At 54.3% G+C, this 21459-nt stretch carries 21 protein-coding genes, 3 tRNA genes and 1 pseudogene; 5 read left to right on the top strand and 20 right to left on the bottom strand.

Annotated elements, in window-relative coordinates:
* Window positions 1-308: 308 nt before the first annotated feature.
* From HCR03_RS12215 to HCR03_RS12205, 3 genes are all read right to left on the bottom strand, one after another.
* Window positions 309-755, bottom strand: coding sequence for a hypothetical protein (locus HCR03_RS12215; protein WP_083210074.1), 447 nt, complete (start codon window positions 753-755; stop codon window positions 309-311).
* Window positions 756-1101: 346 nt separating this feature from the next.
* Window positions 1102-1683 (bottom strand): hypothetical protein, encoded by a 582-nt coding sequence (locus tag HCR03_RS12210; RefSeq protein WP_187034425.1) that lies wholly within the window; start codon window positions 1681-1683, stop codon window positions 1102-1104.
* A 155-nt stretch (window positions 1684-1838) separates the two neighbouring features.
* The gene (locus tag HCR03_RS12205) at window positions 1839-2381 is read right to left on the bottom strand and encodes a CDP-alcohol phosphatidyltransferase family protein (RefSeq protein WP_187034423.1); all 543 of its coding nucleotides are present in this window, start codon (window positions 2379-2381) and stop codon (window positions 1839-1841) included.
* Between the two features lie 348 nt (window positions 2382-2729).
* Between HCR03_RS12205 and HCR03_RS12200 the strand changes: the two genes are divergently transcribed.
* Window positions 2730-3353 (top strand): GNAT family N-acetyltransferase, encoded by a 624-nt coding sequence (locus HCR03_RS12200; protein ID WP_066645429.1) that lies wholly within the window; start codon window positions 2730-2732, stop codon window positions 3351-3353.
* Window positions 3354-3857: 504 nt separating this feature from the next.
* Here HCR03_RS12200 and HCR03_RS12195 read toward each other — a convergent pair.
* The 8 genes from HCR03_RS12195 to HCR03_RS12160 form a co-directional block, all read right to left on the bottom strand.
* A complete protein-coding gene (locus HCR03_RS12195; protein WP_187034421.1) occupies window positions 3858-4556 on the bottom strand; it encodes a class I SAM-dependent methyltransferase in 699 nt (232 codons plus the stop codon).
* A 300-nt stretch (window positions 4557-4856) separates the two neighbouring features.
* Window positions 4857-4933, bottom strand: a tRNA-Val gene (locus HCR03_RS12190).
* A 7-nt stretch (window positions 4934-4940) separates the two neighbouring features.
* Window positions 4941-5015: transfer RNA gene (locus HCR03_RS12185), tRNA-Glu, on the bottom strand.
* 7 nt (window positions 5016-5022) lie between these two features.
* Window positions 5023-5099 (bottom strand) — tRNA-Met (locus HCR03_RS12180).
* A 116-nt stretch (window positions 5100-5215) separates the two neighbouring features.
* Window positions 5216-5947 (bottom strand): acyl-[acyl-carrier-protein] thioesterase, encoded by a 732-nt coding sequence (locus HCR03_RS12175; RefSeq protein ID WP_156990296.1) that lies wholly within the window; start codon window positions 5945-5947, stop codon window positions 5216-5218.
* The gene (serS, locus tag HCR03_RS12170; RefSeq protein WP_187034419.1) at window positions 5944-7224 is read right to left on the bottom strand and encodes a serine--tRNA ligase; all 1281 of its coding nucleotides are present in this window, start codon (window positions 7222-7224) and stop codon (window positions 5944-5946) included. The genes HCR03_RS12175 and serS overlap by 4 nt, the downstream gene beginning before the upstream one ends.
* 32 nt (window positions 7225-7256) lie before the next feature.
* On the bottom strand, window positions 7257-8105 hold the full coding sequence (locus tag HCR03_RS12165) for a ParB/RepB/Spo0J family partition protein (protein ID WP_187034417.1): 849 nt from the start codon (window positions 8103-8105) through the stop codon (window positions 7257-7259).
* Window positions 8106-8169: 64 nt separating this feature from the next.
* Window positions 8170-8934 (bottom strand): ParA family protein, encoded by a 765-nt coding sequence (locus tag HCR03_RS12160; RefSeq protein WP_066645848.1) that lies wholly within the window; start codon window positions 8932-8934, stop codon window positions 8170-8172.
* 259 nt (window positions 8935-9193) lie between these two features.
* Here HCR03_RS12160 and HCR03_RS20605 point away from each other — a divergent pair, with 259 nt between their 5' ends.
* Window positions 9194-9292: an inorganic diphosphatase gene (locus HCR03_RS20605; RefSeq protein ID WP_407926870.1), complete on the top strand. Its 99-nt coding sequence runs from the start codon at window positions 9194-9196 to the stop codon at window positions 9290-9292.
* 281 nt (window positions 9293-9573) lie between these two features.
* Here HCR03_RS20605 and HCR03_RS12155 read toward each other — a convergent pair whose 3' ends face one another.
* From HCR03_RS12155 to rpmH, 9 genes and pseudogenes are all read right to left on the bottom strand, one after another.
* Window positions 9574-10389: a ParB/RepB/Spo0J family partition protein gene (locus HCR03_RS12155; RefSeq protein WP_066645440.1), complete on the bottom strand. Its 816-nt coding sequence runs from the start codon at window positions 10387-10389 to the stop codon at window positions 9574-9576.
* Window positions 10390-10860: 471 nt separating this feature from the next.
* Window positions 10861-11574: a 16S rRNA (guanine(527)-N(7))-methyltransferase RsmG gene (gene rsmG, locus HCR03_RS12150; protein WP_187034415.1), complete on the bottom strand. Its 714-nt coding sequence runs from the start codon at window positions 11572-11574 to the stop codon at window positions 10861-10863.
* The gene (gene mnmG / locus HCR03_RS12145) at window positions 11571-13451 is read right to left on the bottom strand and encodes a tRNA uridine-5-carboxymethylaminomethyl(34) synthesis enzyme MnmG (protein ID WP_187034413.1); all 1881 of its coding nucleotides are present in this window, start codon (window positions 13449-13451) and stop codon (window positions 11571-11573) included. Before mnmG ends, rsmG begins: the two co-directional genes overlap by 4 nt.
* Before the next feature lie 399 nt (window positions 13452-13850).
* On the bottom strand, window positions 13851-15239 hold the full coding sequence (gene mnmE / locus HCR03_RS12140) for a tRNA uridine-5-carboxymethylaminomethyl(34) synthesis GTPase MnmE (protein ID WP_187034412.1): 1389 nt from the start codon (window positions 15237-15239) through the stop codon (window positions 13851-13853).
* Window positions 15240-15295: 56 nt separating this feature from the next.
* Window positions 15296-16105, bottom strand: coding sequence for an RNA-binding cell elongation regulator Jag/EloR (jag, locus tag HCR03_RS12135; RefSeq protein ID WP_066645449.1), 810 nt, complete (start codon window positions 16103-16105; stop codon window positions 15296-15298).
* Between the two features lie 40 nt (window positions 16106-16145).
* On the bottom strand, window positions 16146-17147 hold the full coding sequence (locus HCR03_RS12130) for a YidC/Oxa1 family membrane protein insertase (RefSeq protein WP_066645451.1): 1002 nt from the start codon (window positions 17145-17147) through the stop codon (window positions 16146-16148).
* 138 nt (window positions 17148-17285) lie between these two features.
* Window positions 17286-17546, bottom strand: a complete 261-nt coding sequence (yidD, locus tag HCR03_RS12125; protein ID WP_066645453.1) for a membrane protein insertion efficiency factor YidD — start codon at window positions 17544-17546, stop codon at window positions 17286-17288.
* Window positions 17543-17878, bottom strand: coding sequence for a ribonuclease P protein component (gene rnpA, locus HCR03_RS12120; protein ID WP_066645457.1), 336 nt, complete (start codon window positions 17876-17878; stop codon window positions 17543-17545). The genes yidD and rnpA overlap by 4 nt, the downstream gene beginning before the upstream one ends.
* A gap of 131 nt (window positions 17879-18009) precedes the next feature.
* Window positions 18010-18145: pseudogene (gene rpmH, locus HCR03_RS12115) on the bottom strand (50S ribosomal protein L34).
* Between the two features lie 352 nt (window positions 18146-18497).
* Here rpmH and dnaA point away from each other — a divergent pair.
* From dnaA to HCR03_RS12100, 3 genes are all read left to right on the top strand, one after another.
* Window positions 18498-19811: a chromosomal replication initiator protein DnaA gene (gene dnaA, locus HCR03_RS12110; protein ID WP_187038110.1), complete on the top strand. Its 1314-nt coding sequence runs from the start codon at window positions 18498-18500 to the stop codon at window positions 19809-19811.
* A gap of 306 nt (window positions 19812-20117) precedes the next feature.
* On the top strand, window positions 20118-21227 hold the full coding sequence (dnaN, locus tag HCR03_RS12105; protein WP_066645461.1) for a DNA polymerase III subunit beta: 1110 nt from the start codon (window positions 20118-20120) through the stop codon (window positions 21225-21227).
* 11 nt (window positions 21228-21238) lie between these two features.
* Complete coding sequence (locus tag HCR03_RS12100; RefSeq protein ID WP_066645463.1) at window positions 21239-21457, top strand: RNA-binding S4 domain-containing protein; 219 nt, start codon at window positions 21239-21241, stop codon at window positions 21455-21457.
* Window positions 21458-21459: the final 2 nt, after the last annotated feature.

Raw genomic sequence — 21459 nt, 5'->3', positions numbered from 1 at the left:
AACATTCTTTTCTTGCGCGGTAGGATGGGGATTGATTACCATAAGAACCTACAGGCAAACAGGAAAGTAAATTTTCTTTACATTTCAACAATAAACAATGGATCTTTGCAATATATTTTTTGCAGAGATCCATTAAATCGTGCCTATTTTACAGGTGACAGTAAAAAAACTCCAAATTTGTTAAACCGGGTTCACCGGAACTTTCAGCTTTGTCCAGTGCGCGTAAAGCTTGCCATCCACGATTGCGTTTGAGTATTCAATATGTATTTTTCTCTTGAATCGTGGGAAGGAATGCGCCGCGCAGGGTTTTATTCCACGGTCACACGGAATCGGCATTCCTGCGCGCCGGAGAGGACCGTGTGCATCAGCTCCACCCGGATTTTCTTTTCCGGCAGCAGTGTGTTGAGCACATAAAGAATGCTCTGCCGGGAGCACTCGCAGTGTACCGGCGCAGATGCGAGACCCGCTTCCACCGCCGGGCAGAGGCAGCGCGGATAGCCGATCTCGTAGACACGGCCGCGCTCGATGATGTGCGCGAAGAAGAACTCCGACCGCCCGTATTTTTCGTACTGCAAATCAAGATCGCCGCCGCACTCGTTAAACTGCCGCTGCTGTTCATTTAAAACATAGTTCTGAACACAGCTTACCGCACAGGGGCGGTACAGCTTCTCTTGTTCGCTCTGCGGCAGCTTTTCGATGCCGCATTCCAGCGTCTTAAAAAACGTCTGGTTAAAGCGCTCCCATTCATTTGCCATATCAAAGCGTACCTTTCTTTCTGCTTTATTTTCCGCCGCCGGCGCAAAAAATTCATTTCGGACAATATTTCGTTGGCGACGTAATTTCCGTTATAAAAAGCGCGCAGTTTGTCCAGGCGACGGGCGCGTTTTGAGCCTGCCTTTTTGGCGGCAACCTGCAGGTCCTTGTACTGGAAGATAGCGCAGCAGATATGCTCCCGCTCCAGATTTTCCGGGGTCAGTAGAATGTAATTCCGTAGGAACCTCCTTGCCGGAATAAAAATACGGAAACAACGCGGCGCGCACACCTGCGGCCCCGATATCAAAGTTTCTCTCCCCGTGTTTTCAATACAGTAATGCCCGGGGCTTATCCGAGCGCCGGCAGCAAAGCGAGATCCATGCCGCCCATGATGAGCGCCGTCGTCGCAAGCGGTACAATGCCGTCGATAAAGCCCGCTTTAGCAGGGAGCTGGTAGTACAAAACATAGCAGACCAGACTGGCCGCCGCGCCGACGGCAATCAACGCCGAAAAAGCCATTGCGGTTCCGCGGCCAAACGCGCCGCAGCCGAACAGGACGCTTGTCTCGTTCAGCGCCAGCATGGCCCAGCCGACGATCAGAAAAAGCTCTGTCGTTACCGGTCGGTGCAGCGAAAACCTTGTGACGATCAGCAACAGCACATATGCGGCGATACCTCCCCTTAGTACCCAGCCGGATGGAATCAGACCCGGTTTGTCCGCCGCCATGCCCAGACCTCTGGCGGCAAAGACCACTGCCGTGATCCCGGCGGCAAACGCGGGGATCAGCAGCCAGCCGGTTTTCATGCCCTTGATTGGGTTCACGGGTCGAAACGCCAGCAGCCACCACAGAAGATAAAACGAGCAGCAGACCACCAGAAGCAGATTGCAGAGAAAAAACCGCCTTGTTTCCAACGAAAAATGTTGCAGCATATTGCACCCCTCCTTCCGAATTTCCCGCACGATCGGTTGACTTCTTTTGCTGTTCCGCTGCTTTTTTCAAAGGGGCCCTTCAAAATCAGCGGCTGCACGCAAGCAGTTCTTCATGACCGTCCCTGTTTGCGGATTCCCGAAAGATGATTTTGTTTTCAGAAGATGCTCCGGCGGTCGCGGTTCAGTGTGGGGGCGCTGATGGTAATCGCGAGTTCCTCCAGAGACGATAACAGCGCCGCGGCACACAGGATGACGCCCGCGGCAGTCAGCCCCAGCGCCGCATCCATAACCGGGAATGTGAAAATCAGCGCGCCCGTAGCCTTGTTCGCGTAAGTATGCAGGGCGGAAAAAGTTTTGTATCTCACAAATCCGATGGCATAGCACGTAAGACGCAAGGCCGCGATGAAGGCGGCGCCGATCCACAGCCATATGGGAAATGGGAGATACCGCACCGTGAAAACCGCGATTGCCGCGGTGAAAACCAGATCTGCCGCGCTGTCCAGCATCGCTCCGGCGACGCTTTGCGTGTTCAGCCTGCGGGCCAGCGCCCCATCCAGAAGATCGCTGATTCCACCGCACAGATAGCAAGTCCAAAAAGCGGCGGAAAATGGAGCGGCCAGTACCATTCCGCCTGCAAACAGAAACCGCGTGGTAGTGACGGCGTTGGCTAGATGTTTGATGGCGATATCCCCTCGCACTTTTTTATCATCATACCATGTTTTAGTCCCGGAATAAAGTCTCTTTGCAGCAGATGTTTTCCTTTTTCAGCAATCTTGTCCGTGTTACAAAAGGAGGCTGGGATAATGGGCTCTACCGGGCCCGGCGCCTTGACTTTTTGGATACACTGCCAAACCGCCTCTTGCGTTCTCAAGTGCAAAGCACTATAATGGAGCCATGATCGCGGCTCAAAGCCCGATCAAATAGAACATTTAGGAGACTGCTGTTTGAAAAACAACGCCTTGGAGATTGTCGGCTAACCGGGAGGTTTGCTGAACACATCTCGAACCTCCCTGAATTGAAAACCATCAATTTTAGGAGGAAAAACCATGCAAAACGAATATACCATCCGTTTGGAAACAACAAGCGATTACCGCGAAACAGAAAATCTGACGCGCGAGGCGTTTTGGAATGTCTACCGTCCCGGGTGTCTGGAGCATTATGTTCTGCACACCTTTCGCGGCAGGCCGGATTTTGTTCCGGAGCTGGATTTCGTGATGGAGCTCCGCGGCAGACTGATCGGTCATGTGATGTATGCCCGCTCTGAGATTCACGCCGACGACGGCAGAAGCATTCCCATCATGACCTTCGGCCCCATCAGCATTGCGCCGGAATTGAAGCGACAGGGCTACGGCACGATATTGTTGCGCCACTCCATGAACGAGGCCAAAAAGCTGGGCGCGGGCGCGCTGGCCATCACCGGAAACATCGACTTTTACGGCCGGTCCGGTTTCGTGACGGCAAGCACGAAGGGCATCCACTACTTTGCCGAGCCACGCGACGCCGTGGTTCCCTATTTTCTGATCTGCGAGTTAAATCCCGGCTTTCTGGGAGGCGTTTCCGGCACCTACAAGGATCCGGAGGGCTACTTCGTGGATGAAAAAGAAGCTGAAACCTTCGACGCGCAGTTTCCGCCCAAAAAAAAGCTGAAGCTGCCGGGGCAGCTGGCGTAACCCTATCATGCGCGGAGCGGTCACGGAACCGCTCCGCGCTTCTGCCCTGTATTGCATGAAAAAACAAAATCTGTTCAATCCCATTCCACGGAATGCTTTCCGCTCGTTTTACCCAACGATTATCTGGACATCGGCACCCCGGTCGGCTGGCCGAAGTCTTTGAACCTTATCTGCCACTCGCATCTGCATCGTCCCAAAGTGCAAATTCACCCTGCTTTTCATTCTTTTCCCCGCACCTATTTTACCACGAATACAGTAAAAATCAGCATCTATGCGGTCGTTCGCTCGGTCATCAGATATCATGGGAGTGTAAGGGAAATGCCCCCGTTCCGTAAACCTCTGCACGGGGAATAGAGAAAACGAGCGTTGAACCCGGTCCTCCGGATTGCGCCGGGGATCGACTAAATCCACCGTATAAACCAAAAGCAGAAGAACCCCTAAGGGTGCTTCTGCTTTTGTGTCATTTGCTCAATTTAGATGCAGGCTTTGAATTATGCGCAAAACCTATATTTTACGTAAAATGACATGATGAAAAAATGCGACGGATTTATAATCTTCTAGAGTGCTGACTTTTCTCTCAATATCAAGCATTTTTTCCTGCCATGATTGTTCCTTTTGAATATCCTGATTCTGTTGCAAACACCAAAATGTTCTCATACCTAGAACATTAACAATTTCAAAAGAGCGTCCGAACCATTTTAATATATCCGCATCATCATAATAGTCGATAGTTCCAAAATGTTGAGCAGTTCCATTTTTACCTGCCAGTAATTCGCTTGCATGCTCAAAGTTGTTCAGCAATACTACCATCTGCATAACTCTGCCGGCCCTGTTATGTTTTAAAATTGAAACAAAACCATTATTTTTTAGTATCCGCGAAAATTCATTTATGATTTCCTCCCTCTTTTTTACATATTCCAGAACATTATGACATAAAATCACATCAAACGATTCATCCCTGTAATTTTTAAGCTCATTCAGACCGCCTATTACTTGTGTATATTTATTTTCCGTAAACCGATTCTGTAACATCTTCTCGTCTGGCTCAATAGCGATTACCTCGTTATCTGCGGCAAAATGGCTGGCAGTTAATCCATTCCCACTTCCAAAATCCAATACTTTTTTATTTTTGATAAAGTTTAGTTGCTCCCATGTCATCTTTTTCTGCAATAACTCCCAAGGCGCTATATCGCTTTCTATCATTGAATCCTCCGCATTTTTAATAATCCGAACTGAGTATACCATGAAAACAAAATAATAAAAGGACTCAAACCAAGAAGGTTCAAATCCTTTTATTTTATAGGAAAAATGTTGCAAAAAAATTTACTATTTCAAAAGAGTCTTATTGCTAACTGCATTTCACAACAACTAATTCTTTTATGCAGATATTAGCATACAGCAAATCTGTTTAGCTTTCTATAACAACGGAATTCAAATTCATTTTACCACACTTTCCAAATAAAAAAAAGACATACCTCCCACTTGGCGGAAGATATGTCTTTTTGGTGGACACAGCGGGACTCGAACCTGCGACCTCTCGCGTGTGAGGCGAGCGCTCTAACCAGCTGAGCTATGCGTCCACACTTTTGGTGACCCGTACGCGATTTGAACGCGTGTTACCGCCGTGAAAGGGCGGTGTCTTAACCACTTGACCAACGGGCCATATAAATGGTAGCGGCAATTGGATTCGAACCAACGACGCTTCGGGTATGAACCGAATGCTCTAGCCAACTGAGCTATGCCGCCACGAAACTCCGTTCTTCATAGCGGAGCGTTATTCATTATAATACATGTCCACATGATTTGTCAATATGTAACTGAAAATAAACAAAAAAGTTTTTTCGCGCCGACCAGGCGAGGAGTCAGAACAGGACTCGCGCCTCAAAGCTGACTCCGCCCGAATTTTCGCCGCGCATCAGTGTTTCGCCTTCCCCGTGCCGCGCGGTAAGCCTCAGGTTTTCCCCCGGCGGGGTTTCGCGCAGATAATCGATCTGCAGCCCGCGCACCGCTTCCCCGTTCTGCTCCGGCAGAAAATCCGCGACGATATCCGCGTAAACGGCGTTGTTCATATGCCCGTTGGAATCCAGGTCCGAACGGTACACGGGGCGCTCGCCGACCGGTTGAAGCCCCTCCGGCACCGCGACGCGCACCATCTTCTCCTCCGGGTCGACCGGCTCGTCGCGGAACACGCCGAGGTCGACAAACGCCTGAGGCTTGCGGACCCGATGCGTCTCCGCGTCCGCGAGCACCGTAACCTGCATCGCGTCGATTAACAGCGTCCCGCTCTCGTCGTAAAACTTAAAATCGCGGTAAAACCGCACGCCGCCGCGCCCGCGCGGGTGGGTACGCACTTCGATTTTCTCCCGGTGGCACGGCAGGCGGCGGATTTTCAGGCGGTTGCAGACCAGAAAGAAAACGATGCCGGCCTGCTCCCGCAGCTCTTCATAACCGATATGCAGCAGGTCCACGTGCTGTTCGCTGGTTTCATGAACATGCCGCAGAACCGCGCCGAGCTTCATCCGGTTATCCGGCCCGACGTCGTAGACCGGCACCGTGAAGCGGCGCACATATTCGGCGGTCAGGTCCTCTTTCATGGGCGAATGAAGTCCATTCCCAGATATTTTCTCAGCACTTCCGGTACCGTAACGCTGCCGTCCGCGTTCTGGTACTGTTCCACAATCGCCGGGAACAACCGGCTGGTGGCAAGACCGGAAGCATTCAGCGTGTGGACAAAATGCAGCTTTTTGTCCTCTCCGCGGTACTTCACGTTGCCGCGCCGCGCCTGATATTCCCGCGCGTTGGAAGCGGAGCTGACTTCCTTGTAAATCCCCATTGACGGAATCCATACCTCGATGTCATAGGTGCGCGCCATCGAAAATGAGCAGTCGCCCGCCGCCAGCTTGCTCAGGCGGTAGTGAAGACCCAGCTCCTGCACCAGGTTTTCCGCTTTATGGACCAATTCTTCAAACGCGGCGTCGGAGTCCTCGGGCTTCGTGTACTGAACCATTTCGACCTTGTTGAACTGGTGGCCGCGGATCATGCCGCGTTCCTCCGAGCGGTAGCTGCCCGCTTCCCTGCGGTAGCAGGGCGTATAGCCGATATATTTCTTCGGCAGCTCGTCCGCTTCCAAAACCTCGTCCCGGTGCAGGTTTACAAGGGCTGTTTCCGCGGTGGGAAGCAGGAATTTGCGGTCGTTTGTCGTCGGATTCTGAATCCAGTAGTCCTCGTCCACGAATTTCGGGAACTGCCCCGCCACATAGCCGCATTCGTATTTCAGCATGTGCGGAAGCAGCATGAACTGATACCCGTCGCGGACATGCTCGTCGATAAAAAAGTTGAGCAGCGCCCATTCCAGCCGCGCGCCCACGCCGGTATAGACCCAGGAACCGGCGCCGGACAGCTTTGCCCCGCGCTGGTAGTCAATCAAATGCAGGCTCTCGCAGAGATCCACATGGTTTTTCGGCTCAAAATCAAACTCCGGCTTCTCTTTAAAATAGCGGAGCGGCTGATTGTTTTCCTTGCCGCCGGCAACCACATCCTCGTCCGGCATGTTCGGCAGGCTGAGCAGCAGCTCGTTCTGCTTTGCTTCCGCTTCGCCTAGCTCCGCTTCGCCCTCTTTGATCTTCCCCGCGAGGGCTTTCATCTTCGCCATCAGCTCAGAAGCGTCCCCGCCCTGCTTTTTGATCTGCGGAATCTGCTTGGAAGCCGCGTTCTGCTCGGCGCGCATTGCCTCAACGCTGCCTGTGATTTCACGGCGGCGGACGTCATATTCCAGGATATCGTCTATGATTTTATCCGCGTCGAATTCTTTCTTTTTCGCCCCCGCCTTAATCAGATCGGGATTGCTGCGAATCAGTTTGATGTCAATCATGTTGACTTGCTCCTTTGGTTTTTTATTCTATCTTAAGTATTGTCATGAATCCGCCGGATTAATTCGGTCAGATCGTCCTGCCCGTAAAATTCAATCTGCAGCATGCCGCGCTTGCTGCTTCCGGTAACATTTACCTTTCTGCCAAGACTTTCGCGCAGGGCAAGCTCCGTTTCCTCATAAAACTTGATTTTCGACGAGGATTTTTTCGCTTTCGGCGTACTGTTGGCCCTCTGGGCCATCTTTTCGATTTCCCGCACGGAGGCGCCCTCCGCCGCGGCTTTCGCGGCTTCCATCATCAGCGCGCGGCTGGGAAAGCTCAGCAGGGTGCGGGCATGTCCCGCGGAAAGGACTCCCTTTTCCACCATCCCCCGCACTTCCTCCGGCAGATTCAGCAGCCGCAGGGCGTTCGCCACGGCCGGCCTGGATTTTCCGACCGTATTCGCCACTTCCTCCTGCGTCATGCCGTAGGTTTCGATCAACGACTGGTATCCCTGCGCCTCTTCGAGCGGATTCAGATCCTCCCGCTGAAGATTTTCAATCAGGGCAAGCTGCATGACCTCGCTGTCGCTCATCTCGCGCACGACGGCGGGAACTTCCTTCAGCTCCGCCATGCGGGCGGCCCGCCACCGGCGCTCCCCCGCGACGATCTGGTATCCGCCGCTGAAAATCGGCCGCACCAGCAGCGGCTGCAGAACCCCGTGCTGCCGGATGGACTCGGCCAGCTCCTGCAGCGCCTCCTCATTGAACTCCCGCCGCGGCTGCCCGCGGTTCGGTTCGATTTCATCCAGACTTAAGTTTACGGATGTCTGGCCGCCCTCAAGATCGTTTTCCAAGAAAATCGCGTCAAGACCCTTCCCCAGACCGCCTTTTTTTCCTGCCATCGTACCGCCTGCCTTCCTGTTTCAACGGACTTTTCCCATTCGTTACAACCGGTTTTCTCGGTTTTCAGCGCGCGCCGGCTTCTAATTCCTCCGCCAGGGCGTTGTAACACAGCGCGCCCTTGGAAGAACGGTCGAAATACTGAATCGGCCTGCCGTAGCTCGGCGCCTCCGAGAGGCGCACCCCGCGCGGGATCACCGTGCCGAACACACGCCGCGGAAAATACTTTTTTACCTCCTCCACCACCTGCTGGGTGAGGTTGAGTCTTCCGTCATACATGGTAAGAAGGACGCCCTCGATTTCAAGATGTCCGTTATACTGGCGTTTAATGCGCCGAACCGTGTTCATCAGCTGCGTCAGCCCTTCCAGCGCGTAATATTCGCACTGGATCGGAACCAGCAGCGTGTCCGCTGCGGTCAGGGCGTTCGTCGTGATCATTCCAAGGGACGGCGGGCAGTCGATCAAAATATAATCGTACGCCTCCCTGACGGGGGCAAGCGCGCTTTTCAGGCGGGATTCCCGGTGTTCCAGGTCGACCAGTTCGATTTCCGCCCCCGCAAGGTTCATGCTGGAAGGCAGAAGGTCGAGATTTTCGAATTCCGTTTTCAGGATGATGTCCTGTGCAGTTTTGTCGCCGATCAGCACTTCGTAAACCGTTTCTTTCCGGTTTCTGCGGTCGATGCCAACCCCGCTGGAGGAATTCCCCTGCGGGTCCGCGTCGACCAGCAGCGTTTTCTTCCCCCGCAGCCCGAGCGCGGCAGACAGATTCACCGCCGTAGTCGTTTTGCCGACCCCGCCCTTCTGGTTGGCGATCGCAATGATTTTGCCCAAAGCATTTCCCCCTTCCTGCGGCCTGTCCACAGCCGCAGGGCCATTCCCGCCGGATGCGGGAAAGTTTTCTATTATTATAGCACGACTCTTTGGGAAGATAAAGAAAATTTTCCGGAATTCTTCGGCTTTTCGACAGGATCTTTCTTCCAAAAGCCGCGCCGGGATTCGCTTTTCAGGCGATGTTTCATGTGAAACATCGGTTTCGGCGTTTCTTTTTCCGTGAACTCCTCTCGGCTCCCGGCACCCGGAACACCCCAATCTGATCTACCCGCTCAATTACGGCTACCTGCCCGGCACCATTGCGGAAGATGGCGAAGAAATCGACGCTTATCTCGTAGGCGAGTTCAAGCCGCTTTAGAGTACACGGGAGTTGTTATCGCCGTAATCCACCGGCTAAACGACCGCGAAGACAAGCTGGTCGTCGCCAAACGGCCGAATCAGTACAGCGCCGAGCAGATTCAGGCCTAGACCGAATTTCAGGAACGCTTTTTTGACTTTGAAATTCTTACGGTAGAATAGTCAGCCCCCGGCACAGCCGGGGGTTTTCAAATTGCAACAACAGTACGGGCCGGACTTTCGTCCGGCCCGTACTGCGGGAAATGATATAGGGAAATAGGAGTAAAAAACTTATAATCAAATTCAGGCGGGTTTTTGGCTGCCCCCCGCGTAGGCCTGGGTTTTCGGAATCCTGACGACGCATTCGATATACTCCTCCGTTTCGCTTTGGAGGGTCTGCGCGCTGATTCCGCTCTGTTTCATCGTCGCAATCGCATGGGAAATCGTATTGAGGAAAATCCGCACGTCCTTGATGACGGGCGTTTTCTTCTGGTTTGTATTTTTATCGCCGGAGAGCAGCTTTTCCACATACTCCTCGGTCTGGCGGACATTCAATTTTTTTTCAATCACGAAGCTGAGCGCTTTTTCGCGCAGCCTCTGGTCCTCCAACCGGAGCAGCGCCCGTGCGTGGCGTTCGCTCAGTCCGGATGACACGATTCTTTCGCGCTCCGATTCTGAAAAGCGGAGCAGCCGCAGTTTGTTTGCGACCGCCGACTGGCTTTTTCCCAGCCGGGACGCCGCCTCCTCCTGCGTGACATGCCAGCGTTCGATCAGCCTGCGGATTCCCTCGGCTTCCTCGAACAGCTCAAGATTGCTGCGCTGGATGTTTTCCGTCATCGCCATGACCGCGCTCTGATCCGGCGAGCAGTCGCTGATCAGGCAGGCCGCCGTTTTCAGGCCCGCGATCCGGCACGCCCGAAGCCGCCGCTCCCCCGCGATCAGCTCAAAACCGTCGCCGGTTTTTCTGACCAGAAGCGGCTGGAGCAGTCCGTTCTCCCGGATGCTTTGGGACAAGCCGAGCAGTTCTTCTTCATGGAAGGTCCTGCGCGGCTGCGACGGGTTTGGCCGTATCCGGTCAAGGTCGATTTCAACCACTTTACTCTTGTCCCTGAAAAGCACTGCGGCCGCCTCCTTTGCTTGTCCTCGGGTACAAGCATAGCACACCGTAAAACCGTATTTTGTCATCTTCTGTCTAATGCAAAAAATAATTTCCCTTTTAGATTGCCCCAGGTTTCCAGTACTATTAATATTTTCAAAAAAATTCCCCACATAATGGCCCTGCTTCCATCTTTCTTTTTTCAACAGCAGGAATCAATTTTGTTGAAAACTTTCGGCGCCTGCTTCGCGCCTGTCTGTCTTGATTAATAAAAAACCGCATTGGAATCGCAAAAAACACGCCTATCTATCTCCCGTTAAGTTTTCCACCAATCATTCCTTTGCCTGTTGAAAACCCAAAATCAGTATTTATTTTGCGCTGTTAAACGAGTCCCCGCGGAGACTAAAAAAAGAGAAAAGCTTCCCGCAGCCTTTCTCTTTTCTGAATATGTTCCGGATTCTTTTCAACTGTTTGTTCGAGTTGTGTGGAAAATTTTACAGGGGCGATTTTGCAATCTTTGCTCCGTGGCGCGGGTACTCCCTTGGCAGCGGCGCGTTTCTGCGGATCAGCACCAGACTGCGGCCGTCCCCGCCGGGCAGCGCGTATTCGCGCGAGGAGATTGTTTCGCAGCCAAGCAGTTTGATCGCCCGTTTCGCGCTTTCCAGCTCCCGCCCCACCTCGGGGCCCTTCATCGCCGCGAAAATCCCGCCGTCTTTCAAAAAAGGAAGGCAGTATTCACACAGAACCGGCAGACGCGCGACCGCGCGGGCCGCCGCAAAATCAAATTTCGTGCGGAATTCCGGCTTTCGCGCCCCTTCCTCCGCGCGCGCGTGGACAAGCTCCGCGTTCAGCGAAAGCACGCGCAGCAGTTCCTCCAAAAAAACCAGCCGCTTGTTCAGCCCGTCCATCAGGGTCAGCTTCAGATCCGGCCTCATCAAAAGGAGCGGCACCCCCGGAAATCCCGCCCCCGTGCCGATGTCGATCAAACGAGCCCCCCGCGGGATTTCCAATTTTTTCAGAATCAGAATGCTGTCAAGAAAATGCTTTTCCGCAATTTCTTCCGGCTCTTTCAGCGCCGTCAGGTTGATCTTCTGATTCCATTCGGTCAGCAATTCCAGATAGGTCTGGAACTGTTCGGCCTGAAGCGGCGAAACCGTGATCTGATAGTCCGCCGCAGCCGAAATCAGCTGTTCCCGGATACTTTTCATGGCGTTCCCTCCCCATGACGCGCCAGCCAGATCATCAAAACGCTGATGTCCGCCGGACTCACACCGGAAATTCTCGAGGCCTGCCCCACGCTTCCGGGTTGAACAGCCTGCAGCTTTTCCTGCGCTTCCGCCCTCAGCCCCGTGATTTTGCCGTAATCCGTCCCGTCCGGCAAGACGCGGCCTTCCAGGCGGCGCATTTCATGAATCTGTGACTTTTGCCTGCGGATATATCCCTCGTATTTCAGCTCAATCTCCACATTTTCAAAAACCGCCGCCGGCAGGTCGGGCCGGTTCGGGTCGACGGGCAAAAGCGCCTGATAGTTCAGCTGCGGCCTGCGAATCAGGTCGGAGAGCCGCACGCCCGTCGCGACCGGCGATGTTTCATGTGAAACAAGCAGGTCGTTGAGCGCTTCCGACGGCGCCAGAATCGTGTTTTTCACGCGTTCCAGCTCCGTTTCGATCTGCTTTTGCTTTGTCTGAAACCGCGCCCATCGTTCGTCGCCGATGAGGCCGATTTCCCGGCCCAGCGGCGTCAGGCGCGCGTCGGCGTTGTCCTGCCGGAGCACCAGCCGGTATTCGCTGCGGGAAGTCATCATGCGGTAAGGCTCCGACGTGCCTTTTGTAATCAGATCGTCGATCAGCGTGCCGATATAGGACCCTGCCCGGTCCAGAAGCATCGGCTTTCTGCCCTGAATTTTCAGCGCCGCGTTGATTCCGGCGACCAATCCCTGCGCGGCGGCTTCTTCATAACCGGAGCTGCCGTTGAATTGTCCCGCTCCGTACAGTCCCGGAAAATCACGGAATTCCAGCGTCGCGCCCATTTGCAGCGGGTCGGCGCAGTCGTATTCGATCGCGTAGGCGGTACGCATGATCTGAACGTGCTCCAGCCCCGGAATCGTTTTATAAAACGCGATTTGAACCTCCTCCGGCAAGGAGGAGCTCATCCCCTGCAGATACATTTCCTCCGTATCCAGCCCGCAGGGTTCGATGAACAGCTGATGGCGTTCATGGTCGGCAAAGCGCACGATTTTGGACTCGATGCTCGGGCAGTACCGCGGCCCGACGCCCTCGATCTTTCCGCTGAAAAGCGGCGAACGGTCCAGGTTGTCCAGAATAATCCGCTTTGTTTTTTCATTCGTCCAGGAGATATAGCATACCGCGCGGTTTTTTCCCGGCTTTTCGGTGTCGTAGGAAAACGGCACGACCGGCTCGTCACCCTCCTGCACTTCCAGATTTGTGTAATCGATGCTGGATTTCAGCACGCGGGCCGGAGTCCCGGTTTTGAAACGGCGAAGCCGGACCCCCAGCTTTTGCAGGGACGCGCCGAGAAACGCCGCCGGGAACATCCCGTCCGGACCGCCGTCCCAGGACTGCTCCCCGATATAGATTTTGCCGGTCAGATAGGTTCCGGTCGCGACGACGACCGCCTTTACCGTGTAGACCGCGCCCATCCTGGTTTCAACCAGCCATGCGCCGTCGTCCTTACGGGAAAGCGCGGTGACTTCCGCCTGTTTTAAAAACAGGTTTGGCTGAAGCTCCAGCTTATGCTTCATGACGGCGCTGTATTCGCGGCGGTCGATCTGCGCGCGCAGCGAATGAACCGCAGGCCCCTTGCCGCGGTTGAGCATGCGGCTTTGCAGGAAACATTCGTCGGTCGTGCGCCCCATTTCCCCGCCGAGCGCGTCGATTTCCCGAACCAGATGTCCCTTTGCCGTGCCGCCGATCGACGGGTTGCACGGACAGTTTCCAACCGCGTCCAGATTAATCGTAAAGACGAGCGTGCTGCACCCCAGGCGCGCCGAAGCAAGGCCCGCTTCGATTCCCGCGTGCCCCGCGCCTATGACCGCTACGTCATATGTTCCCGCATCGTATGTCAAAGTATTCCCTCCAGCATTAATCCCATTTATCTATAACCTTTTGTTGATATTTCAAATTCAGAGAATAGCACGTTTTCCGTATTCCGTCAACTGCATTTTTTGGCAGAGCGATAGCCGCTTTGCGTCCCCGTCCGGCCTGAGGACCCTGAGGACAAAGTAAATTAATAGAAAAAATAATGGTTAAGGGGCACCTTGCCAAAAGGGGCATTCTGCCCAGCGATAAATCAGCACAGCGCTGCCACGCGGCAGCGTACAATCCGGGGAACAAAAATAAGATTTGAAGAGAAGAAAGTTTTCAACGATTTCCCTCAAAATCGTTGAAAACTTTTCATTTGCCCTTCTGTCCCCGCCTGATTTCTTTTTCCGTTGCACAGGTTCGGACCCACGTCTATTCCGCCATCATTTGCCGACGCAGAACCGGGAAAAAACGGAATCGACGACCGCGACAGTCGCTCGCTCTCCGGTCAGCTCCAGCAGCGCGGAAACCGCGTCCTCCACAGAAACCGTCACCGCGTCGAACGTCATTCCGCTTTCCAGCGCATCCAGCGCTTCCGTGACGCTTTGCAAAGACCGCGCCGCCGCGTCCCGCTGCCGCTCCGTATACAGCATTCCGTCCGACGGATCCAGCTCTTTGGTTCCGAGCACCGACGCCACGGCATCCTCCAGCCTTGACAAACCTGCACCCGTCAGGGCAGATAAATATACAGTTTGTTTTATATTATTTTCAATATACTCTTTGTTAATTTTTATCGGCAAGTCGCTTTTATTGACGACCGCAACGCAGGGCGTATCGCCAACCTCACGGATCAGCGCCCGGTCCGACTCGTCCAGTTCCTGTGACGAGTCGAACACGGCAAGGACCAAACGCGCGGAGCGGACTCGCTCCCTCGCGCGGCCGACGCCGATGCTCTCCACCGGGTCGGCGGTGTCGCGCAGCCCGGCGGTATCCGCCAGCCGAAGCGGGATTCCGCCGAGCAGCACGGTGTCCTCCACAATATCGCGCGTCGTCCCGGCATAACTCGTCACGATCGACCGTTCGCAGCCCGCGAGCAGGTTCATCAGCGTCGACTTTCCCGTGTTCGGCCGCCCGGCGATCACTGTGTCTACTCCCTCGCGGAGCACGCGCCCCGCGTCGAATCCCCGCAGCAGCGCGTCCAGCTCCGCTTTCACTTCGCCGAGAGAAGTTTTCAGCTCTTCCCCCGTCACCTGCGGAATATCGTCCTCCGGATAATCCGCCCACGCGGAGAGGTGGGCGGCCGCGCCGAGCAGCTTTCCGCGGATGCTTGCGATCCTGCGTTCCAGCGCGCCTTCATGCCCGGCGAGCGCCGCCTTCGCGGCCTGCTCCCCCTGCGCGGAAACAAGCTGCATCACGGACTCCGCTTCCGTCAGGCCGATTTTCCCGTTAAGAAACGCACGCCGCGTGAATTCCCCCGGCCCGGCCGGCTCGGCGCCCGCCCGGATTACCGCGCGGAGCAGGCGGCGCAGGATAACTAGCCCCCCATGGCAGGAGAGTTCCACCACATTCTCCCCGGTAAAGCTCTTCGGTGCGCGGAAATTCAGCGCAATCGCTTCGTCGATCGCGCCCGACTCGTCAAAAACTCTTCCGTACAGGGCCGTGTACCCCGGAAGCTCCTCCAGGCTTTTCTTTCCGGAGGGGGAGAAAACACGCCCCGCGATTTTGCGCGCGTCCGGTCCGGAAATCCGAATGACGCCGATGCCGCCCGGCGCCTGGGGCGTGGAGATTGCGGCAATGGTTGTGCCTGTTTCACTGTAATTTGTCCGATTCATAAAAATCCCTCAAAAAAAGAGGACAATTCCAAAGAACCGCCCTCCGTGTCTGCTGTTTACTTTTTTGTCTCGTACTTCCCGTACAGAGGAGCCGTCCCATGCTGCGCCGGCGCCGACGGAGTACGGTTTTCGTACGGCGGATGTCCTCCCGGCGACGCTCCGCGGGGAGGATACGGCTGCCTGCCCCGCTGCTGCGGTCCCCGGCGGCTGTTGTAGCCGTTTCTTCTCGAAACCGGCCGCTCCCCGGCAACCGGGCCGATCACCACATGGCGCGCGGCGTCTTCGCCCTCCGACCAGGATTTTGCTCCCTCCACCGTCTGCACCGCCGTGTGGATGATTCTGCGCTCATAGGGATTCATCGGTTCCAGCGAGTTATTCCGCCCCGTCCGCAGCGATTTTTCTGCCATTTTGCGGCCCAGGTTTTCCAGCGTCTGCTTCCGCTTGTCCCGGTAATTGCCAATATCAAGATTAATCCGGTAATAGCTGTCGCCCGCGTGGTTTGCGACAAGCCCGGCCAGATACTGAAGCGCGTCTAACGTTTCGCCCCGGTGGCCGATCACATACCCGATGTCGTCGCCGGTCAGACAGAGCATCGCTCCGCTTTCCTCTTTTTTGATTTCAATCCGGACGTCTTCCAATCCCATGTTCTTCAGTACGTTTTTCAAGTAATCTGCCGCAATCTGCGCAGGGTTGTCCTCCACAAAAACCCGCACCTTCGCCGGGTTTCCGCCAAACAGACCGAAGGTTTTTTTCATGGGCATTTCAAGGATCTCAAACTCCGCCTCATAGGATTCCACACCCAGCTGCCTGCAGGCGGCTTCTCTTGCGAGTTCCACGGTTTCGCCGGTTCCAATCGCTTCTTTCATTCGGTAATCCCTCCCAGAAATCAGACCCCTGTTTCAGCGTTTACTTCCGCGGTTTTCCTGTCTTTTTCTGCCGGTCGTCGTCGTTCTGCCGGCTCCCCGCCGCAATGGCGACGGGCTTCATGTTTGCTTCTTCCAGCTCGCGCAGCGCAACGCGCCTAGCCTCCGCCCGCGCGCCAAGATCGGCCGGGCTGTACCAGATATTCAGAATGACCGTCTGCAGAAAACCGGTTATGGTGGAGATAATCCAGTAAAAACCGACTGCGGCCGGCATTGTGCAGGCGATCCATGCCGTAAAGAGCGGCATGATATAGAACATACCCTTCATGCAGCCTTGCTGCTGCTGCATGCCGGGCTGGAGCTTCATGGTGAAATACTGCGTGACAAGAGAAGACACAAAGCAAAAAATCGGGATGACCCAAAGATTCGACCGGAACAGCGTGCCGAAGATGTTGGCCGGGTCGCTCGGCGTATCCAGCAGATTGAGCCCCAAAAAGCTGAAGCCGTGGCTGAAATCCTGAATTCTCGCGAGCTCGTCCGCGCTGAACATGGTCAGGTACGGTTTCAACTCCGCGAAATGCTTGACGATTTCAATCTGACCGTACCTCGTTCCCAGGGTCTGCCCGATGCCGGGGATCACTTTGAGCATATCCGTCGCGGCGGTCGCGGCGGTGCCGGAAACATGAAGCGCGTTGATCAGGGGGTAAAGCACCGTGTAGTACAGGCCCATCATGATGACGAGCGGAACAATCATCGTCAGGCAGCCGCTCGCGGGATTGATGCCTTCCTTTTCATACAGCTTCTGCGTTTCAATCTGAAGCCGTTCCCTGTCTTTTGCGTATTTTTTCTGCAGTTCCTTCTGCTTGCTTGCGATTTTGCTGTTCGCCGCCATGGAAATCTGCTGTTTGACCGAAAAAGGGAACAGCAAAATCTTCGTTACAACGGTAAACAGGATAATAGCCACTCCGTAGTTTCTGACCAGCTCGTAAAAATACCAGAGCAGGTAGCCAAGTGCGCTGCCAAAAATATTAAAGAAATCGTTCATACAGAAAATTCTCCTCTGCCCGGCAGAAAACCGCCGAAGTGTCGCCGAAGCCAAACCGCCGGCGTACAAAATGGGCCTGGGCTGTCTGATGAGAAAGCCTTTTACCGAAGGAAACCCTCCCGGATTTTCCGGGGAAAGTTACCGTTTTTTCTCTTTCAGTTCTCCTGTAAAGCCGCGAAACGCCATGCGTTCCGGCACAGGGTCGTACCCGCCGCGGGAAAAGGGATTGCAGCGAAGAACCCGGTAAAGCGCCAGAAAAAAACCTTTGAAAGCGCCAAACCGCTCGATCGCCTCTACCGCGTAATTGGAGCAGGTCGGGTAATATTTGCAGCATGGTTTTTTGTAGGGGGATATCGCTTTCTGGTAAAAATGAATTAGAAAAAGCAGGATGCGTTTCATTTGATGACTCCCGCGCTTTTCAGATGCTGCGCCATCACGCGGCTCAGCTCCGTGCTTTTCATCATCGGCGTCTTCGCCCTCGCGACGAAGATCAGGTCGAACCCGGGGCAAATTTCCCGGGGCATGGAACGGAACGCTTCGCGGATCACCCTGCGGGAGCGGTTTCTGCGCACCGCGTTTCCGGTTTTTTTACTTGTCGTAATCCCCATGCGCAGCGTGTCTTTCCGGTTTTTCAGCACATAGGTGACAAGCGCCGGGCTGACAAAGGACTTCCCTTTGGAATAAATCCTTTGAAACTCCCTGTTCTGTTTGATCGACACATATTCTTCCATATAATATCCCGAGACATTCCATTCCTTTTCAGCTAATAAAGAAAGGCCACGAGGAGTGGCCCTGTCCCGACGGGAAGCAAACCGCGGCTCATGCCGTGTTTCGGGCCTGTCCGTCCAATTCTTAACAGCTTTCAGTAGCTCAGCTTTGTCCTTCCCTTTGCCCTGCGGCGGGAAAGAACCTTGCGCCCGTTCGATGTGGACATGCGCTTGCGGAAGCCGTGCACCTTTTGCCTGTGCAGCTTTTTTCGGCTGATACGTTCTAAGCATGAGAAAACCCCCCTTCGATTCTTAAAAGAACCTTTGCGAAACATTATATCTTATCTGCCGGCGGCCTGTCAACCATGCGCCCCGCGCTGACGCGCAAAAAAGCGCCGGAATCCCCGCCGAAACCGGAAACAGATGGTCCCATAGGGTTAAATATACCACAATATCTTCGAGTTGGAAAGAAAAAAATCCTGAAAATTAAAAATTTATTCCGCGTTAACCGAAAATGCCTTCAGACCGACGAAAGGAAAGTTTGAAAAAAGTAAAAATTTGTGCTACTATAGGTAATGATACCCGTTGGCAACAGTCCTGCGGCCGCAACGGGAAAAGAATGAAAATGGGGTACTGCAATAAGATGGAACCGTTCACCGAGGTCTGGAACCTCGTCTGCGAGTACTGTAAAAGTAAAATCACGGAAATCGCATTTTCCACCTGGATCAGCAGAATTGAACCCGTCACACTCGATTTCACCGACGGAGTCGCGGTTCTGCGGGTGCCGAACGAGCTGCACCGCCAAACGATCCTTCATTATTATAACGCAATTCTGGAAGAGGCATTCCGGCAGATTTTCAGCCGGGAAATCCAGATCCGCGTCTGCGTCCCCGGAGAACTGGAAACAGACGCGAAAAAAGAGGAACCGGCGGAAAACAGCGACAACTATGAATTCACCTTCGACACCTACATCGTCGGGTCGTCAAATAAATTCGCGCACGCGGCCTCCATGGCGGTTGCAAGCAAGCCGGCCAGCCTTTACAATCCCCTGTTCATTTACGGAAATTCCGGCCTTGGAAAAACACATCTGCTTTACGCCATCCGCAACGAGATCGGGAACACAGATCCTTCGATGAAAATCGTGTACATCAAGGGCGACGAATTCACCAACGAGCTGATCGAGGCGATCCGCCGGGGAACCACGGGAGAATTCCACCAGAGGTACCGAAAAGCGGACGTGCTCCTGGTCGACGATATCCAGTTCATCGCCGGCAAGGATTCCACACAGGAGGAATTTTTCCATACCTTTAATACGCTTTACGAAGCGAAAAAACAGATCGTCCTGACTTCCGACCGGCCGCCGAAAGATATCGCGACGCTGGAGGAACGTCTTCTGACGCGGTTCGAATGGGGCCTGACCGCGGACATTCAGCCGCCTGATTTTGAAACGCGGATCGCTATTATAAAAAGGAAAGCGGAGCTGCTCAAAATCAACCTGCCGGACAACGTGGTCGAATACATCGCAAACCGTCTGAAAAACAATATCCGCCAGCTGGAGGGCGCCGTCAAGAAAATGAAGGCCTACTCGCTGCTGAGCGGAGAAACCATGAACATCCAGACCGCGCAGGCGGCGATCAGCGACATCATCAACAACGACCAGCCCACTCCGTTTACCGTAGAAAAGATTATCGACGAAGTCGCCCGCACCTTTGGGACAACCGTCGACGATATCCGGTCCGCCAAACGCAGCGCGAATATTTCCGGCGCAAGGCAGATGGCGATGTACGTCGTCAGGGAAATCACGCAGATGCCGATGACCTCCATCGGAAAAGAATTCGGGGGCCGCGACCACTCGACCGTCGTCTACGCGATTCAGCAGGTCGAAAAAAACATCGCGCGGGATTCCAAAACAAAAGCGACCGTGGAAGACATCATCAAAAACATCCGGGACCGCTGACGGTGCAAAACCGATTCAACATTCCACAAACCCTGTTGAATCTTTTTAAATCCCGGTTTTGATTTTCCCCGAAATTTTAAACTTCTTTTCAACATTTCCCACAGAGTTTTCAACAACATGTTAAATACTAAAAAAAAATACAGGATGTTAACATTTTTCCAACAGCGCGATCCGGAAAAAAAACACACCGAAAACCCAGCGGACAAGCAGATTTTTCTATAGTTTCAACTTTTCGGCACATACTACTCCTGTTACTGAAAAAATCCATTTCTATCCATTCATATTTAGGAAATGAGCGGTGAGGTCATGAAAATAACCTGTGATAAGCAAAAGCTGAACGAAGCCGTGTTGAATATCCAGCGCGCAGTCTCCACCAAATCCTCGGTTCCAGCGCTCGAAGGAATTCTGATCCGCGCCGACGAAGGAACCGTTCTGCTCTGCGGTTACGACCTGGAACTCGGCATCACCACCATCCTGGACTGCAGAGTCGAGGAAAAGGGAAGCGTGGTTCTCAGCGCAAAATTGTTCGGAGAGATCGTTCGCCGCCTGCCGGCGGCAACCGTCACCGTCAGCTCGGACGAAAAACAGATGACAACCATCCAGAGCGGCGAAGCCGAATATTCCATTGTTGGAATCCCCGCGCAGGAATACCCGGAGCTGCCCGCCGTCGGCGGCGAATCCTCCCTGAAGATTCCGAGCGGAATCCTGCGCAGCATGATCCGGCAAACGCTGTTCGCCGTCGCGGACACCGACGCAAAGCCGATTCACACCGGAACTTTATTCGAACTGGAACCGGACTGCCTGCGCCTTGTTTCCGTCGACGGCTACCGCCTCGCCATCCGCGAAGAACCGATCGGCTGCGAGCTGGAAACCAGCTTCGTCGTACCCGGAAAAACCCTCGCCGAAGTTTTAAAGCTGCTGGGCGACGACGACACCGAAGTGGAACTGCAGATCGGCAGGCGCCACATTTTATTCAGCATCGACAATTACACCGTGATTTCCCGGCTGCTCGAGGGCGAATTTCTCGACTACCGCGCCGCGGTTCCGAACGACTGCACCACCGAACTCAAAGTTTCGACCCAAAGCTTTATCGGCAGCGTCGAGCGCGTTTCCCTTCTGATCACCGACCGGTTAAAAAGCCCGGTGCGCTGCGTTTTCGGAGACGGCGAAATCAAAGTTTCCTGCTCGACGGCAATCGGCCGCGCGAGCGATAAGCTGGAGGCCCGCATCACCGGCAACGCGCTGGAAATGGGCTTTAACAACCGTTTTCTGCTCGACGCGCTGCGCAACACGGAATGCGACGAGGTCCGCGTTCAGCTGAACGGGCCGCTCAGTCCCATGCGCGTGCTTCCGTGCGAAGGAAAAGCCTTTTTGTTTCTGGTGCTGCCGGTCCGGCTGAAAAGCTCCGGCGAATGAGGGATGAACCGATGAAAGAAGAAAAGATATCGATCGACACGGAATTTATCCGCTTGGACTCTCTTTTAAAGCTGGCCGGAGCGTTTGAAACCGGCGGTCAGGCAAAAATCGCCATTCAGGACGGCAACGTACGGGTCAACGGCGAAATCTGCACCATGCGCGGGAAAAAAATGAGACCGGGCGACCGCGCCCAGACCGGCGGGTCCGTTTACGAGGTGTGCTCCAGTTGAAC

Origin of the sequence: Caproicibacter fermentans (genome assembly GCF_014303955.1) — a bacterium.
Lineage (GTDB): Bacteria > Bacillota > Clostridia > Oscillospirales > Acutalibacteraceae > Caproicibacter > Caproicibacter fermentans.
Note: the sequence above shows the minus strand (reverse complement) of the source record. Positions and strands in the feature narration are given on the sequence as shown.

What these genes read in the sequence shown, in the direction of transcription:
- HCR03_RS12215 (WP_083210074.1), bottom strand. Translation starts at nt 755, where the DNA reads ATGGCAAATGAATGGGAGCGCTTTAACCAGACGTTTTTTAAGACGCTG.
- HCR03_RS12210 (WP_187034425.1), bottom strand. Translation starts at nt 1,683, where the DNA reads ATGCTGCAACATTTTTCGTTGGAAACAAGGCGGTTTTTTCTCTGCAAT.
- HCR03_RS12200 (WP_066645429.1), top strand. Translation starts at nt 2,730, where the DNA reads ATGCAAAACGAATATACCATCCGTTTGGAAACAACAAGCGATTACCGC.
- HCR03_RS12195 (WP_187034421.1), bottom strand. Translation starts at nt 4,556, where the DNA reads ATGATAGAAAGCGATATAGCGCCTTGGGAGTTATTGCAGAAAAAGATG.
- HCR03_RS12175 (WP_156990296.1), bottom strand. Translation starts at nt 5,947, where the DNA reads ATGAAAGAGGACCTGACCGCCGAATATGTGCGCCGCTTCACGGTGCCG.
- serS (WP_187034419.1), bottom strand. Translation starts at nt 7,224, where the DNA reads ATGATTGACATCAAACTGATTCGCAGCAATCCCGATCTGATTAAGGCG.
- HCR03_RS12165 (WP_187034417.1), bottom strand. Translation starts at nt 8,105, where the DNA reads ATGGCAGGAAAAAAAGGCGGTCTGGGGAAGGGTCTTGACGCGATTTTC.
- rsmG (WP_187034415.1), bottom strand. Translation starts at nt 11,574, where the DNA reads ATGAAAAGTATCCGGGAACAGCTGATTTCGGCTGCGGCGGACTATCAG.
- mnmE (WP_187034412.1), bottom strand. Translation starts at nt 15,239, where the DNA reads ATGAATCGGACAAATTACAGTGAAACAGGCACAACCATTGCCGCAATC.
- jag (WP_066645449.1), bottom strand. Translation starts at nt 16,105, where the DNA reads ATGAAAGAAGCGATTGGAACCGGCGAAACCGTGGAACTCGCAAGAGAA.
- HCR03_RS12130 (WP_066645451.1), bottom strand. Translation starts at nt 17,147, where the DNA reads ATGAACGATTTCTTTAATATTTTTGGCAGCGCACTTGGCTACCTGCTC.
- yidD (WP_066645453.1), bottom strand. Translation starts at nt 17,546, where the DNA reads ATGAAACGCATCCTGCTTTTTCTAATTCATTTTTACCAGAAAGCGATA.
- rnpA (WP_066645457.1), bottom strand. Translation starts at nt 17,878, where the DNA reads ATGGAAGAATATGTGTCGATCAAACAGAACAGGGAGTTTCAAAGGATT.
- dnaA (WP_187038110.1), top strand. Translation starts at nt 18,498, where the DNA reads ATGGAACCGTTCACCGAGGTCTGGAACCTCGTCTGCGAGTACTGTAAA.
- dnaN (WP_066645461.1), top strand. Translation starts at nt 20,118, where the DNA reads ATGAAAATAACCTGTGATAAGCAAAAGCTGAACGAAGCCGTGTTGAAT.
- HCR03_RS12100 (WP_066645463.1), top strand. Translation starts at nt 21,239, where the DNA reads ATGAAAGAAGAAAAGATATCGATCGACACGGAATTTATCCGCTTGGAC.